Here is a 15,161-nt window from a genome sequence, read left to right as displayed (position 1 = left end):
GGGCTGTTCATGCGCCGGAAGGTCGAGGTGCCGGAAGGCCGAGGTTACGGCTGCATTTCGGAACCGAATTTGAGCAATCGCCGGTCTGGATTAGCGTCCCATTTCCCGGGCAAGCTTCAGGAAACCGTCGATATAGGAGGTCGTCTCCTCTCCGCGCCGCACACCCAGGTTGATGCTCTTCTGGATGCCCCTATCTCCCAGGCGCAGTGCGCATATCGGCAGGCCGGATGCATCCTCCTGCAGGAGCCAATCGGGAAGAACTGTCACGCCCCTGCCCGCGCATACAAGTTGCAGCATCAGGTCGATGGTTTCGGCAGTGCGATGCTGACGGGGTCTGCAGTTCGCCGGGACAAGGAAGCGGGTGTAGATGTCCAGGCGCTCCAGCGTGACGGGCACCGTAATCAACTCTTCGTCCAGAAGGTCCTGCGGCTGCACGCGTTTCCGGCCGGCCAGTTGGTGCGCCTCGTGCACCATCAGCACCAGCTCGTAATCAAAGACGGGAGAGAACAGTAGCTCCGGCGTTTCCACCGGATCCGGCGTTATCAGCAGATCGATCTCATAACCAAGAAGCGCTTCAACACCGTCGAAGCGGAAAGCGGTTCGCACGTCGAAGTCGACGTCGGGCCATTGTGTCAAATAAGGAGTTGCAATTCTCGTCAGCCACCGCTGGCAGGGATGGCATTCCATGCCAACGCGAAGCGCGCCCCTCCTCCCCAGCGCGAAGTCCATCAGGACCCGCTGCGCGTGCTCCATCTGCGGCAAGACGCGCTCGGCAACGGTCAGCAGGTACTCGCCCGCCTGCGTTAACCGCAGGCCCCGTCCGGTCTTCATCCAGATCTTGATGCCGTGCCGTTCTTCGAACTTGGCGATTGTGTGGCTCAAGGCCGACTGGGTGACGTTCAGCTTTTCCGCTGCCGCGGTGACGCTGCCCCGACGGCTTACTTCCCTCAGGATCGCAAGGTGCTGCCGATCAATCATTATGATCTACTCTCATGAGTAAATGACATCATACCATTTCCGTTCATAATGCGATGCCGTTAACCTTCCGTCAATCAGCCCTGCAGGACCGGGCCAAGACCAAGGAAGGAACCGCTGTGACGAAGCTCGCACTTGCCCATCAACTCCGCCCGGAGCAGGCGCGGGCCGCGTCGATTTTCGACGAGGTTGTCGACCGCAAGAACAGCAACTCCATGAAATGGGCCTGCGCCAGCAAGCTTCTGGCGCCGGACGAAGCTGCGGCCGATCCCTTGCCGATGTGGGTGGCCGACACCGACTTCAAGGCGCCTCAAGCGGTCATCGACGCGCTGCATGCGGCAATCGATCATGGCGTCTTCGGCTATCCAGGCGGCGCGACCGCGTCCTACGTTGACGCTGTCGTCGGCTGGCAGCAGCGACGTTTCGGCTGGGACGTCGCCAAGGAATGGATCCTCCAGACCTCCGGTATCATCACCACGCTGAAGACTGCGGTGCAGGCTTTCTCAGCGCCGGGCGACACCGTTTTGATCCAGCCGCCGGTCTACGCGCATTTTCATAACGATGTCCTGTTGAACGGGCGTCACCTGGCCTATGCGCCGCTCGAATTCACCGGCGATGGCTATCGCTTCGACGAGAGGACTTTCGAGGCTGCCATCCGCGGCAACACGAAGATCTTTATCCTGAGCCATCCACATAATCCGACCGGAAACGTCTGGTCCGAAAGTGAATTGCGGACTATGGGCGAAATCTGCGCCCGCAACGGAGTCCTGGTCATTTCCGATGAGATCCACGAGGATCTCATTCTCGATCCGGCCAAAAAGCACATCCCGTTCGCCTCGCTCGGCGAAGAGTTCGCCCAAAACAGCATCACCTGCACGGCGCCGAGCAAGACATTCAACCTGCCCGGTCTGCAGAGCGCCAATGTCTTCGTCCCGAACACGAGATTGCGGGAAGAGCTGCGCCGACACTACGAGCGTAACGTCTTCGAGCTGGTCAACGTCTTGGGGATGGTTGCCGCCGAAGCCGCCTATGCTCACGGCGAGCCGTGGCTGGAGAACATGCTGGCCTATCTGCGGGCCAATCACGCGCACTTCGCCAAGGCGATCAACGATGCGGATCCACGCCTGAAGGTCCTTCCGACCGATTCCCTTTACCTGGCGTGGATGGATTGCCGCGGCCTCGGAATGGATGCTGAAGCCCTGAACAGATTCATGCTGACCAAGGCACGCGTCTGGCTCGACAAGGGCCAGAAGTTCGGGATTGAGGGGCACGGGTTCATGCGCGTCAACCTCGGCTGCCCGCGCGCGGTCGTCGACGAGGCGATCCTGCGTATCACCACCGCCATCGCCAAGTGTTGAGGGCGAGCCGATGTCTCAAACGATTGAAGGTCGCCTGGTTGAACTCGGGATCGAATTGCCGGCAGCGGCAAAGTCCGTAGCGAATTACCTCCCAGTGGCGCAAGCCGGAAGCCTCCTTCTAACGTCGGGCCAGTTGCCGCTCGCCGGAGGCAAATTGCTGGCAGCGGGCCGGCTCGGAAGCGAGCTTGAGACTGGAGCGGGGGCGCTTGCCGCGAAACAGTGTGCGTTGAACATCCTCGCCCAGGCAAAGGCCTCTCTCGGCAGCTTCGAGAGGATCGCCAGGATCGTCAAGATCACAGTCTTCGTGGCCTCGGCCGCCAATTTCACGGAACAACATCTCGTCGCCAACGGCGCGTCTGATCTTCTCGTCGCGGTCTTTGGCGAGAAGGGCAAGCACGCCCGCTCCGCCGTCGGTGTGGCGGCGCTTCCGATGAACGCGCCCGTCGAAATCGAAGCCATCATCGAGATCACTCCAGAACAATAGGCGTCCTCGGTCTTGGCCGATGACAACGACGAAGTGGGAACTCAACCGATCCGAGTGGCGGAAAATTCGGCAAAAAAGCCACCGCTGCCGGATCACAAACCGGGAGAATGAAACATGAAAATGACGATCGCTTTTGCCACGCTTGCAGCGGCAACGCTGACAGCCGGTATCGCTTCGGCCGGCACGATGGCCGACGTTCAAGCGCGCGGTAAGCTGAACTGTGGGGTGACCGGCGGCCAGGCCGGCTTCTCCGCTCCGGACGCGTCTGGAGCATGGCACGGCATGGACGTGGATTACTGCCAGGCTGTGGCGGCTGCGGTCCTGAAAGATCCCAATGCGGTCACCTTCGTGCCCACGACGGGGCAAACGCGGTTCACGGCGCTCGCCTCCGGCGAGATCGACATTTTGTCCCGCACGACGACCTGGACGTTTTCGCGCGATGTGGACCTGAAGTTCACTTTCGCGGGCGTGAACTACTACGACGGACAGGCCTTCATGGTGCCGAAATCTCTCGGTGCGAAGAGCGCCAAGGATCTGAACGGCGCCACCGTTTGCATTCAGACCGGGACCACCACCGAGCTGAACCTTGCGGAATATTTCCGCAAGAACAACATGAAGTATGACCCGGTTCCCGTCGAGAACAACGGCGACGTCCAGCAGAAATATCTTGCCGGTGCTTGTGATGTGATAACGAGCGACGGGTCCGATCTTGCGTCAACCCGCTCGAGCTTCAAGGACCCACAGGATCACATCATTCTTCCGGAAGTGATTTCGAAGGAACCGTTGGGTCCCCTTGTCCGCCAGGGCGACGATCAATGGGCGGACGTAGCGCGCTGGACCTTGAATGCGCTTCTGGCGGCTGAGGAGCTCGGCATAACATCCGAGAACGTGGAGAAGCTTTCCGCGGGCACGGACAACCCGGAAGTCAATCGCCTGCTGGGCAAAGAGGACAAGCTTGGCGAAATGCTGGGGCTGGATCCGGCCTGGGCTAAAAGGGCAATCGCGTCCGTCGGCAACTACGGTGAAATCTTCGCCCGGAACGTTGGCGACAAGACACCGATCGGATTGGCCCGCGGACAGAACGCGCTATGGACGCAAGGCGGCCTGATGTATCCGCTGCCCTTCCGCTGAAAAACGCCTCGAGGCGCGGGCTTGTCCCGCGCCTTTCGTTTTCCGGCAGCCCTAGGCCAACCGACTAGCCGTACGCCGAGGGTAGCACAGCGAACCTTCAGGGAGACCACTCATGGCCATGAAAAGCGAGGCTTCCCGCGAGCCCTTTCACCTGAGCATGCTCTTCAATGACACCCGCTATAGAGCCCGAACGATCCAGGTGATCGCGTTCATCCTGCTCGTCCTTGCGGCTGCCTGGCTGGTCGACAACACGATTCACAATCTGGCTGCGCTTGGAAAGAACTTCTCGTTTGGATTCCTCTGGAACACGGCAGGCTATGACATCTCGCCGCACGCCATCGCGTATTCGAGCACGAGCACCCACGCCCATGCCACTCTGGTCGGGTTACTCAACACACTGATTGTTGCCGCAGTGGCCGGCGTGACCGCAACGGTCCTTGGCGTGTTGGCGGGCGTGCTCAGGCTTTCCAACAACTGGATCGTCGCCCGCCTGATGACCGTCTATGTGGAGAGCTTCCGCAACGTGCCGGCGCTGCTTTGGATCGTTGTTGTCGCCGCGATCATGTCGGAGGCCATGCCGACACCCAGCGCATTCCGCGGCGAGAATCCGACGGCCTCCATGGTCCTGTGGGGCAGCGTCGCTGTCACCAATCGCGGCATCTATCTGCCCGTTCCTGATTTTTCCCGCAGCCTAGGTCAGCTGAATAGCGCATTCGGCGCGCTTGAGCTCAACTACACGGCAATCCTGGGCACGCTTGCCCTTTCGCTTCTCCTTCATCGGAGCCTCGTCAAACGCTCTCAACGGGTTCAAGGCGTGAGTGGGCAACGTCCGGCGACCTGGTGGAAGAGCTTTTGCATTTTCGCGCTGCCGATGATCGCTCTGCTCTACGCGCTGGGTTTTCATCTTGAGTACCCGACCCTAAGGGGGCTGAACTTCACTGGTGGCCTGCTGCTGCGCAATTCCTTCATTGCGCTCTGGATAGGGCTCAGTGTTTATAGCGGCGCCTTCATTGCTGAAAACGTTCGCTCTGGAATTCTTGCTATTTCCCGGGGGCAGACGGAAGCCGCTCATGCGCTTGGGCTTTCTCCACGTCGTACGATGCGGCTGGTGATCCTGCCGCAGGCGCTGCGGATCATCGTGCCTCCGCTCATTTCGCAATACCTCGACATCACCAAGAACACGTCGCTCGGACTGGCGGTCGGCTACATGGATCTGCGCTCGACGCTCGGCGGCATCACCATCAACCAGACCGGTCGAGAGTTAGAGGCGATGCTTTTGATGATGCTGATCTACGTCAGCATCAGCCTGATCATCTCGGGCATCATGAACGTCTACAACAGCCGCGTCAGGCTGCAGGAGCGCTAAGATGAACCTGCACAGCGTATCCTGGGTGCGCCAGGAGATGGTTCTCCCATCGGCAAGGCCTTTAGGCCAAAATGGTCCGCTCGAATGGATAAGGAAGAATCTTTTCGATGGCTGGCTGAGCACCCTTCTCACCGTGGCGTCGGTGACCGCGATCGGATGGCTCGCCATGGCCGTCGCCCCGTGGCTAGGCAATTCCATCTGGAACGCCAACTCACTGGCCGAATGCCGGCAACTCCTCAACGGAGCGCCGGGCGCGTGCTGGGGCGTCATCCGCGACCGCTGGCCGCAACTGCTGTTCGGCTTCTATCCTGCGCAGCTTTATTGGCGACCGGTTCTCGCCTTCGCGCTGCTGTTCGCCGCACTTGCGCCGGTGCTGTTCCGTTTCCTGCCGTCTCGCGCGCTCTGGTTCAGCGCAGCCTATCCGGGCATTGCGTGTTGGCTGATCTGGGGCGGAAGCCCGTGGTTCCAGATTGCGGTCTACCTCGGTTTCGCTGTCGCCGCCGGCCTGTTCGCGCCGACAGCGCGTTTCAGTCGAGGGCTTGCCCTGACCGTTGCCATCCTCGGCGCGGCGGTTTGGTGGATTTATGCCGCCCAGCCTTTTTCGTCAGGCGTAAATAGCGTCTTTCCGATCGCCCTCGAGGCCGTACCGTCGCGTGAGATCGGCGGGTTTCTACTGTCGATCATCATCGGCGTAACCGGGATCGCAATGTCATTGCCGCTCGGCATCTTGCTCGCGCTTGGCCGTCGCTCCAGGCTGCCGCTCATCCAGATGCTCAGCGTCGTGTTCATCGAATTCATTCGTGGCGTGCCGCTGATCACACTGCTGTTCACCGCATCGCTGCTCCTGAACTATTTCCTGCCGCCCGGCACCAACTTCGATCTCGTTCTGCGCGTGGTGATCATGGTGACGCTCTTTGCCAGCGCCTACATGGCCGAGGTCATCCGCGGCGGCTTGGCCGGCCTGCCGCGCGGCCAGTACGAGGCCGCGGAAGCTCTGGGCCTGGATTATTGGAAGGCCCAGCGTCTCATCATCCTGCCGCAGGCTCTCAAGATCTCAATTCCGGGCATCGTCAATACTTTCATCGGTCTCTTCAAGGACACGACGCTTGTCATGTTCATCGGTCTTCTCGACCCAATCGCTCTTGCCGCGGCCATCCGCGCCAATACGGAGTGGCAAGGGATCTATTGGGAACTCTTCATCTTCATCGCAGCTGTGTTCTTTATCTTCTGCTTCGGCATGTCGCGCTACTCGATGTATCTCGAGCGCCGGCTGAAGACGGACCATCGTTAGGAGAAATGCGTATGACCAAGACCCTAGGCGCCCTTTCGCGCGAAAGCGGCCTTTCCGAAACGGCTGTCGAGATCACATCCATGAACAAGTGGTACGGTGATTTTCATGCCTTGCGAGACATCGACCTGACCGTGCTCCGTGGAGAGCGGATCGTCATTTGCGGGCCGTCCGGCTCCGGCAAATCGACCATGATCCGCTGCATCAACAGGCTCGAGGAACATCAGTCAGGCAAGATCGTCGTCGATGGGATCGAATTGACCAGCGACCTGAAGAAGATCGAGGAAGTCCGCCGCGAGGTTGGGATGGTGTTCCAGCACTTCAATCTCTTTCCACACCTGACTATCCTCGAGAACTGCACCCTCGCCCCGATCTGGGTCCGCAAGGTGCCAGAAAGGCAAGCCCGAGAGATCGCCATGCATTTCCTCGAGAAGGTCAGGATACCGGATCAGGCGCATAAGTATCCGGGTCAGCTCTCGGGTGGTCAGCAGCAGCGCGTGGCGATCGCGCGGTCTCTGTGCATGAAGCCACGCATAATGCTGTTCGATGAACCGACTTCGGCTCTCGATCCGGAGATGATCAAAGAAGTGCTCGATACGATGATTACGCTGGCCGAAGAGGGCATGACGATGCTGTGCGTCACGCACGAAATGGGTTTTGCCCAAGCGGTGGCGGATCGGGTGATCTTCATGGATCAGGGTCAGATCGTGGAGCAGAACGAACCGAAGGCATTCTTCGGCGCGCCGCAGTCGGAACGCACGCGCACCTTCCTCGGGCAGATCCTAGGCCACTGAGCAACAGCGTCAGCGCCCTGGCGCGCCGGCACCACACTTTACTGAGACACCAGGCATCAGCGGCGATCTCAACGTAGCTGGGAGATCTATTCCGGCCGGCATTGCAGAGGCTTTAGTTGTCGCAATACGCGGAGCGAGGCGGCGACCGAGGGTTCGCAGCAGAGAGACCACCGGCCTCCTCCAAAAGAGAAGGCCTCCTGCGTTCCGAAGATCGGGAAACGTGCGCACTTCGGTGACTGCGACTTCGGGTGAACTCCCGCAGATACTGGCGGGGAAGGACAGTCTGCGTCCTTCCCCGCCTGTTTTCGAGCTGAGGCTATCAGCCGTTCACGGTGTCGAAGGCGTCAAGGACACGCGAGGAATAGACCAGGGCTGCTCCCGCGTTCAAAGCGATGGCAACACCAAGCGCTTCAGCGATTTCCTCCCGCGTTGCGCCAGCTTTTGCAGCTTCGGCCGTGTGGCTGGCGATACAGCCGTCGCAACGCGTCGTGACCGCGACTGCAAGCGCTATCAACTCGCGGGTCCTGGCGTCCAGGCGGCCGGTCTTCTGCCCCGCGCCGCCGAGAGTTCGAACGCCCTCAAGGGTTGCAGGGGATAGGCGCCCCAACTCACTCACCCGCGACGACAGTTGCTTCCGGTATTTTGCCCACTCGAGCATTCGAAACTTCTCCATGAAATCGGGACCGCGCGACCAGGCAATTTCCAAGCAAAACGTGCAGATACCGCCCGCAGCGGTGCAGGCATATCCGTGAAGCTTCACGAGCAGAAATGGTATGTTTTCACGGATGCATGAGAAGGCGTCATTCAATAGCGCACCTCACATGCGCGCTTGCTCGCCTCCTGCACCAGTGCTGCGCATCACCATTGGCGCTGCGCCCGCCATGTCGAGAGCGATGCGCGCCGTCACGAGGGCAACGCGCAACCATTATGAATATTGCTCACGCACCCATGAAATATTGCCGCTTAAGATCATAACGCGGCCGTGATATCTCTTCTTGGCAACGCCGCATAATCACCGGCGATGCCAAGTGCAATGTGTCGAGCGGCAGTGGCACGGTGAGCGGATGGTCCTTCTGGACCAAACGGAGCTCCCAATCGGTTCGAGTTGCCAGCTTGCAAAGGCCCGTGACAGCTACTCGTCCGGCCCGCTCATAAGGGAGAGACCAAACAATGACGGATGCGTCTGCGCAAAGGGAAAAAATTATCCTGGCTTCAGTTATGGCCGCGAACGCCAATCCCGGCTGGCTGACCAGCGACCGGGTCGAGGCGCTGACCGGCGGACACGGAATGCTCAACATTCCGGTCGTTGCTGTATGCAACGTCATCGCCGCCGAACTTCGCCGTGGCGTGAGCCCAGAGGTCAAATTCGCCGATGCGGTTCGCCAACCTATCGACGACCTCCTGGCGAAGAGCATTGCGGTTGCAAAGGCAGGGGGTGCTGACGGCGCGAATGCAGCGCTGATCGCAGCAACGCTCCTCTATCTGTGCGGAGCCAATGCACAGGTTGGCATCCCAGCAGGCAACCGAAAGCTCGGCTCTTCTGCGCGGATGATTGCGGGGGTCAGCCGTTCCGGCCTTGCGGCAGTGCCAACGGCCAAGATGAACAACAAGATCTCGGGATTCGCGGCTGTTGCCGCGGTTTACGATGCGATGATGAAGGGAGAACTCTCCCCGATTCAAGGCCGGGACATTCCGGAAGGCGTTGGCGGCGGGGTGATGGTCGGCCACGGAGCCCTCGGCGAGGATTTCATCTTCCCCGGCATGGCCGAAAGGGGCGCGGCTATCGGAACCAAGGCAATGATGGATGCCATGTCCGGTGCCGGCATGCCCAGCCAGAAATTCCTGTCAGCACTTTTCGGCGCGGCAGCGATCCTGGAGATCATCCACCCGGATGCCGACGTGGCGGAGGAGTACGGTCCCTACGGCAAGGTCACCAGTGCGTTTGTGGCCGGACGATCGGCCGTTCGCACTGCCGGCCTGCCGGAGAAAGTGCATGTCCGCATCACCGGCAAGGAAGTCGAGACCGCAAGGCTGATTGGCGATCTTGGTCTGATCCTCAAGGATATCGGCGGTCCCACCGTGATCGGCATAATGGCGCTCGATGAAATCATCTCGGTCTTCGAAGAGGGGATTTGCGGCGCCGGCGCGGGTCCGGTCAATCCGCCGCTCGGCCACGTCTGCGGCGATGCGGTCATTGCGCTGATGTGCCTGTTGCAAGACGGATCGACGGAACAGAGCGTGGCGCGGGCTTTGCGCGATCGGCGGCTCGGCTTCAGCTTCGACCCGGAGACCGCAATGGTGGCGATGAACATCGTTGCCCGAAAGGCTACCCAGATTTGCAACGGGCCGGTGACCGAAGCGCTGATCATGTCCTCCACCCCTATGGTCACCAAGGCCCTGCATGCCCGTGCGGCGCGCAGCTATGACGATCTCATGGCCGGCAGGAGCGTCGGCGAAATCGTCCGTGCGATGGACGAAGAGCGTCAGCTTCTGGTGGAAGCGCGCGGCTCTGAATTCCTGAGCAAAGTGAGGGGTACCAATATCAAGGTCCATTTTACCAAGATCGGCAAGGGAGCACGGCGATCGAGCAAGATGGCTGCGCGTTGGCTTGCCTTCGATCCGGCGCTAGATGCCGAAGTGACCGTCGGCGACGAAACGATCCACATGGAAGGCATCATCAATGCGGTCATTCCGGAAGTGGCGCAGGGGATCGGCAAGGAACGCGCGCCGTTCCTGACGGCGCTCGCGCCGATCGCAAGCGAACTGCTGCTCGCTGGCAATGTGATCATGAACGTCACAATCCCCGCCGTGGTCGCTGCCGCGATGGGCAAAATGACCGCTTCGGACGCCGCCAGCGAGGCCCAATCGGCAGGCCTGATTTCCGCCGGCATTCCGGGCACGAAAGCTAAAGCCGAGGCCGCCGCCCTGGTCGCGGTCGAATCCATGAGGCTTTGATGGCAGACGGCGTCATTCTCCTTATGGCCCAGATCGATGATGCGCCTGGCGAGTTGCTCGCCCATGTCATCGACAAGATGACCGAGATGGGCGCCAAGAATGTCCAGCTCCTTTCCAGTCTCGGCAAGAAAGGCCGTCCAGCCTACGTGCTGTTGGTCGACATCAACGCCGAGGACGAGCAGGAATTCGCCTCCGTTCTCGCTGGCGATCTGGGGATTTGGGGTTATCGGGTCCTCGAATCGCAGCACAAGCACTTCGACATCCAGCGCTACAAGACGCAACTCGAACTGAAATGGGCGGGAGGCGGGAGGAGTTTTCCGCTGCGCCTCAAACGCATGCTCAACGATGGCGTGTTCATGCGGGCAAAGGCCGAACACGACGATCTTGTCGTTATATCCGCACAGATGAGAAACCTTCTGCCGGTCTCGGTCGCAGTGCTGAAGGCAGCGATTGAGACCACCATTGGATCGACTGAGCCGGGCGAGACCTTGCGCGTCGATCTGTCCGGTCTGCAGCTTGCGGATCGATAGAGGATGGAAGGCCCGATGCATATTCATCTTGATGTCTTGGGCGGCGTTGCCGGCGACATGTTCGTCGCCTCGATGCTGAACGCTTGGCCCGATCTCACTGCGGTGGTGCAACAAAACCTTCGTCTTGCCGGTCTGGAAGACGACGTGCAGGCTGTGGTGCAGCCGCATGACGACGGCGTGCTGACCGGCAGCCGCTTCGATGTCACGAAGATGGGCTCCGAACAGGAGGCCATCCGACCTCATGGCGGTCACCATGCTCATGGGCATGCCCACGAACATGATGACCACGACCAGCGGCATAGCCAACATCACCATCAGCACGTCCATGACGCGCACCACCGCCACCATCATCACACCCATTGGCGCGACCTTCGTGCGATGCTTGAGGGAAGCAGCTTGGACGAGGCTGTTAAGCGCGCAGCCATAGCAATCTTCCATGAGCTCGCCCTGGCCGAAGCCGCTGTGCACGGCAGGCATGTCGATGACGTGACCTTTCATGAAGTCGGCAACTGGGATTCGATCGCTGACATCGTGGCCGCGGCGACATTGATCGAGGCGGTGGGCGAAGCAAGCTGGTCGGTCGGCTCACTCCCGCTCGGACGCGGCTGGGTGGAAACCGACCATGGCCGGCTGCCCGTTCCAGCTCCTGCCACGACTTTACTGCTGCGCGGATTTACCTTTCATGACGACGGACGCGCTGGCGAACGCATCACGCCGACGGGAGCGGCGATCCTGCGCTATCTCTCTCCCTCGAGCGGTATCGGCCCCTCAACGCATGTGCTCGATCGCTCCGGAATCGGCTTTGGCACGCGACGCTTCCCCGGCATGAGCAACATGCTTCGCGTCCTCGCATTCACCAATGAAGCCGCAGTGCAGGAAAGGATCGGTGTCATCCAGTTCGAAATCGACGATCAGACGGGCGAGGAATTGGCTGTCGCCCTTGATCATATTCGTGCAGCCGAAGGCGTCGTCGACGTGACCCAGTCGCCGGTCTTCGGCAAGAAGGGACGGATGATGGCCTCCGTGCAAGTTCTCACCCGCCCCGACGCGATAGAGGCAATCGGCACGCTCTGCTTCCGACAGACCACGACGCTTGGCCTGCGAAGCCGTACGGAGGCGCGCACCATCCTGCCGCGGCAGGCGGTCACGACCGGCGATGGAGTACGCGTGAAGCTAGCCGAGCGCCCCGGCGGGCCGACCGCCAAGGCAGAGATGGATGACGTGAAAGCCTTTCGTCAGAGCCACAAAGCCCGGTCTGAGTTGCGCCGCAGCGCGGAGGCAGAGGCGCTGGAGAAAAGCCATGACCACCATTGAAGCGTTCCTGGGCCGTCTCGACGCGGTGTTCGACAGCGCCCGTCCCGCGGCTGTGGCCATCTCCGGTGGCGTCGACAGCATGACTCTGGCCTTCGTGGCGCACCTTAGGCTGGGCGCAGACCTGACCATGTTCCACGCCGCCTCGGCCGCCGTTCCGCTCTGCGCGACCGAACGGGTCAGGGATTATGCGGCGCGACATGGTTGGGACCTGCGGGTCATCGATGCAGGGGAATTTGCCGACGAACGCTATCTGGCCAACCCCTCAAATCGATGCTTCTTTTGTAAATCGAATTTGTACGGCACACTGTCGTCCCTCTCGAAAGCGCAGCTCATCCGGCACGAATACGGACGATCTGGGCGACTGGCGGCCCGGTCTCAAAGCAGCCGAGGCCAATAGCGTGCGCCACCCCTTTGTCGAGGCCGGCATGTCCAAGGCCGACGTGAGGGCGATGGCGGCAGCGCATGGTTTGCACGACCTCGCCGAATTGCCCTCAGCGCCCTGCCTCTCGAGCCGCATCGAGACGGCTCTCAGGATCGAGCCCCAAATCCTGCGCGCCGTCGATCGAGTCGAGACGCTGATCCGGGGCGAGCTCTCGCCGGACACGGTTCGTTGCCGCGTCCGTCAGACCGCGGTCGTTGTCGAACTGGATGAAACTACGCTGTCGCGGCTGTCAGACGCCGATCGGGTGGAACTCGCTCGCAAAATCGCTGATGCTTTCGACGGGCAGCCGCCCATCCATTTCCAGGCTTATGTCCGGGGCAGCGCCTTCTTGCGTGAACAAAGCGCATGAACGAACAGATTAGATTGGACTTTCAGCGTCCTGAGCGGCTGGACGTTGATGAGGCCATCCTTTGCGCTCGGAAGTCTGATGCCCAGCTTACCGCGATCATGGACCGGGTGTTGGCGCACGGCACGCGATGCCTGATGACCCGCCTCGATCCCGAAGTTTTTGCCCGCATGGCGACCACTCATCGCGAAAGGCTGGATTACGATCCCGTATCTAGGACGGCTTACCTGAACTGGATCTCTGCTGGCGAACTGGAACCGCCTCGGATCGCGGTGGTGTCGGCCGGCAGCTCGGACATGCCTCAGGCGGCCGAAGTCACGCGAACGCTCACCTATCTCGGCGCCTCGACAAAGCAATTCATCGACATCGGCGTGGCCGGCCTGTGGCGGCTGCTGGACCGTGTCGACGAATTAAGAACATTTCCCGTCATCGTGGCCGTCGCCGGCATGGATGGCGCCCTTCCAAGCGTCTTGGGTGGGCTCGTGCCCGGCGTGGTCATCTGCTTGCCCACCTCGACCGGGTATGGCGTTTCGAACGGAGGACAAACCGCCCTTCACGCGGCGCTGGCTTCGTGCGCACCTGGACTTACGGTCGTAAACATCGACAACGGGTACGGCGCGGCATGTGCCGCATTTCGTGTTTTGAATATGATCCGGCGAACCGCAGCCGCTCCGAATGGCTGACGAGGGTTCGGCCGTTGCATGGTCCGACTGTGAATTTATCCAGGAGCTCAGGGAGCTCTCTCCCGCAGTCTTTTCGACGACCAACTTTTCGCGCCAAGGCAAAAATCGCCACCGTTTACGGTCTTCTGATCATCGCAACTATCGTGGCCTGGATCTGGGCTTGGAATGTTGTCAACGGCCAGCCGGTTCTACTCGGGACAGCCATTGTCGTCGATGGTGTTCTTAACCACGCGTCCGGCCCTCACGATGAGGGATAGGTGGTCGCCCTGGCCGCCGAGCAGCGACATGTTCTCCAGCGGGTCACCGTCGACGGCGATAAGGTCGGCGAAGACGCCGACCTGGAGCGATCCGACCTTGCCGGTCATGCGCAGCAACTCGGCCGCATAGCACGTCGTGGACCTGATCACCTCGATCGGCGGCAGCACCTCGGCGCGTATGGTGAATTCGTCGGATTGGTACTTGTGCAGTTCGCCCAGGAGATCGGTGCCGAACGCCATCGTCACCCCGGCCCTTTGGAGAATTTCGAGCGAGCCCCGGCTGCGCAGCCGGACGTCGTCGTTCTTCGCGAGGGACACGTCCGGCAGGCCCAGCGCCTTGGCGTCCTTGTGCAGCGCTTCGTAGGCGACCAGAGTGGGGCAGGCGATAGCGCCGCGTACCTTCATGAGGCGCGCTGTCGCCGGCTCGATCAAGTTGGCATGTTCAACCGAGCGCACACCGCACCGCACGGCACGCGAGATCGCCTCGTCGGTGTAGAGATGCGCGGAGACATAGGTCTGAGCGTTCGCCGCCTCTTCGACGATGGCCTCCAGCTCTGGTATCGAGAACTGCTGGAAGTTGATGGGATCCGTGGGCGACGACACGCCGCCATTAGCCATCGCCTTAATGAACTGAGCCCCCTGGCGGATTTCGTCGCGGGCAGCGTGACGAACGGCGTCGACGCCGTCGCAGACCCGGCCCATCGCGCCGAGACGGTACGTCTGGGACTCGGCGCTGCGGTTGTCGACGAAGCCGCGATAGTCGCTGTGACCGCCGGTTTGGGAGAGCGCCTTGCCGCAGAAGACGAGACGCGGTCCCTCGATATGGCCGGCTTCCTCAGCCTGGGCCAGCGGCCGCGTCGCCCCGCCGACGTCACGCACCGTCGTGAAGCCGCGCATCAGCATCTGCTTCATGATGCGCGCCGCGCCGAAGGCAACCGTCACGTCCGGAAGCATCGCCGTGCGGCCAGGGTCGACGGTGATCGCCGTCACATGGACGTGGCAGTCGATAAGCCCTGGCATCAGGGTGCGGCCCTTCAGGTCGATGGTGCGCGCCGCCTTTGAGGAGATCGGCTTCCCGGAGATCTCCGCGATCACGCCATCCGCGATGCGCAGCCACGATTCCGACGCCCCGGCGAAGCCGTTTCCGTCAAGCATCCTGGCATTGGCCAGGATCAAATCATCCGCGGGCATGTTTCCTCATTCTTAGTGCTGGCTGGCTGTGAAGGAGATATGCGTGT

The 15,161-nt window shown here is 61.1% G+C and carries 15 protein-coding genes; 12 read left to right on the top strand and 3 right to left on the bottom strand.

Annotated features, from left to right (window positions below; genetic code table 11):
* Window positions 1–90: 90 nt before the first annotated feature.
* Window positions 91–978: a LysR family transcriptional regulator gene (locus RFM40_RS18170; RefSeq protein WP_320277921.1), complete on the bottom strand. Its 888-nt coding sequence runs from the start codon at window positions 976–978 to the stop codon at window positions 91–93.
* A 53-nt stretch (window positions 979–1,031) separates the two neighbouring features.
* On the opposite strand from RFM40_RS18170, the gene RFM40_RS18165 reads away from it, so the two are divergent.
* The 6 genes from RFM40_RS18165 (at window position 1,032) to RFM40_RS18140 (ending at window position 7,396) form a co-directional block, all read left to right on the top strand.
* Complete coding sequence (locus RFM40_RS18165; RefSeq protein ID WP_320277920.1) at window positions 1,032–2,333, top strand: MalY/PatB family protein; 1,302 nt, start codon at window positions 1,032–1,034, stop codon at window positions 2,331–2,333.
* Between the two features lie 10 nt (window positions 2,334–2,343).
* Complete coding sequence (locus RFM40_RS18160) at window positions 2,344–2,817, top strand: RidA family protein (protein WP_320277919.1); 474 nt, start codon at window positions 2,344–2,346, stop codon at window positions 2,815–2,817.
* 114 nt (window positions 2,818–2,931) lie between these two features.
* Window positions 2,932–3,948: an amino acid ABC transporter substrate-binding protein gene (locus RFM40_RS18155; RefSeq protein WP_320277918.1), complete on the top strand. Its 1,017-nt coding sequence runs from the start codon at window positions 2,932–2,934 to the stop codon at window positions 3,946–3,948.
* A 112-nt stretch (window positions 3,949–4,060) separates the two neighbouring features.
* Entirely contained in the window at window positions 4,061–5,314 is a 1,254-nt protein-coding gene (locus tag RFM40_RS18150) for an amino acid ABC transporter permease (RefSeq protein ID WP_320277917.1), read from the top strand.
* Window position 5,315: 1 nt separating this feature from the next.
* The gene (locus tag RFM40_RS18145; protein WP_320277916.1) at window positions 5,316–6,605 is read left to right on the top strand and encodes an amino acid ABC transporter permease; all 1,290 of its coding nucleotides are present in this window, start codon (window positions 5,316–5,318) and stop codon (window positions 6,603–6,605) included.
* An 11-nt stretch (window positions 6,606–6,616) separates the two neighbouring features.
* Window positions 6,617–7,396, top strand: coding sequence for an amino acid ABC transporter ATP-binding protein (locus RFM40_RS18140; RefSeq protein WP_320277915.1), 780 nt, complete (start codon window positions 6,617–6,619; stop codon window positions 7,394–7,396).
* A 319-nt stretch (window positions 7,397–7,715) separates the two neighbouring features.
* On the opposite strand, the gene RFM40_RS18135 is transcribed toward RFM40_RS18140, so the two are convergent.
* On the bottom strand, window positions 7,716–8,054 hold the full coding sequence (locus RFM40_RS18135) for a carboxymuconolactone decarboxylase family protein (RefSeq protein WP_320277961.1): 339 nt from the start codon (window positions 8,052–8,054) through the stop codon (window positions 7,716–7,718).
* Between the two features lie 512 nt (window positions 8,055–8,566).
* On the opposite strand from RFM40_RS18135, the gene RFM40_RS18130 reads away from it, so the two are divergent.
* From RFM40_RS18130 to larB, 6 genes are read left to right on the top strand one after another with little or no spacing between them, the layout of a single operon-like run.
* Complete coding sequence (locus tag RFM40_RS18130) at window positions 8,567–10,351, top strand: hypothetical protein (RefSeq protein ID WP_320277914.1); 1,785 nt, start codon at window positions 8,567–8,569, stop codon at window positions 10,349–10,351.
* Window positions 10,351–10,881, top strand: coding sequence for a nickel pincer cofactor biosynthesis protein LarC2 (gene larC2 / locus RFM40_RS18125; protein ID WP_320277913.1), 531 nt, complete (start codon window positions 10,351–10,353; stop codon window positions 10,879–10,881). Before RFM40_RS18130 ends, larC2 begins: the two co-directional genes overlap by 1 nt.
* A gap of 15 nt (window positions 10,882–10,896) precedes the next feature.
* The gene (larC, locus tag RFM40_RS18120; RefSeq protein WP_320277912.1) at window positions 10,897–12,195 is read left to right on the top strand and encodes a nickel pincer cofactor biosynthesis protein LarC; all 1,299 of its coding nucleotides are present in this window, start codon (window positions 10,897–10,899) and stop codon (window positions 12,193–12,195) included.
* Window positions 12,182–12,592 carry an adenine nucleotide alpha-hydrolase family protein gene (locus RFM40_RS18115; RefSeq protein ID WP_320277911.1) on the top strand — a complete coding sequence of 137 codons (411 nt, stop codon included), beginning with the start codon at window positions 12,182–12,184 and terminating at the stop codon, window positions 12,590–12,592. The genes larC and RFM40_RS18115 overlap by 14 nt, the downstream gene beginning before the upstream one ends.
* A gap of 28 nt (window positions 12,593–12,620) precedes the next feature.
* Window positions 12,621–12,986, top strand: a complete 366-nt coding sequence (locus RFM40_RS18110) for an adenine nucleotide alpha-hydrolase family protein (RefSeq protein ID WP_320277910.1) — start codon at window positions 12,621–12,623, stop codon at window positions 12,984–12,986.
* Window positions 12,983–13,666 (top strand): nickel pincer cofactor biosynthesis protein LarB, encoded by a 684-nt coding sequence (gene larB, locus RFM40_RS18105; RefSeq protein ID WP_320277909.1) that lies wholly within the window; start codon window positions 12,983–12,985, stop codon window positions 13,664–13,666. Before RFM40_RS18110 ends, larB begins: the two co-directional genes overlap by 4 nt.
* Before the next feature lie 188 nt (window positions 13,667–13,854).
* Here the strand turns inward: larB and RFM40_RS18100 are convergent, their stop codons facing one another.
* Entirely contained in the window at window positions 13,855–15,114 is a 1,260-nt protein-coding gene (locus tag RFM40_RS18100; protein WP_430691694.1) for a metal-dependent hydrolase family protein, read from the bottom strand.
* Window positions 15,115–15,161 lie beyond the last annotated feature (47 nt).

Source organism: Mesorhizobium captivum (genome assembly GCF_033977165.1).
Classification (GTDB): Bacteria; Pseudomonadota; Alphaproteobacteria; order Rhizobiales; family Rhizobiaceae; genus Mesorhizobium; species Mesorhizobium captivum.
This window is presented reverse-complemented; position numbering and strand designations above follow the sequence as displayed.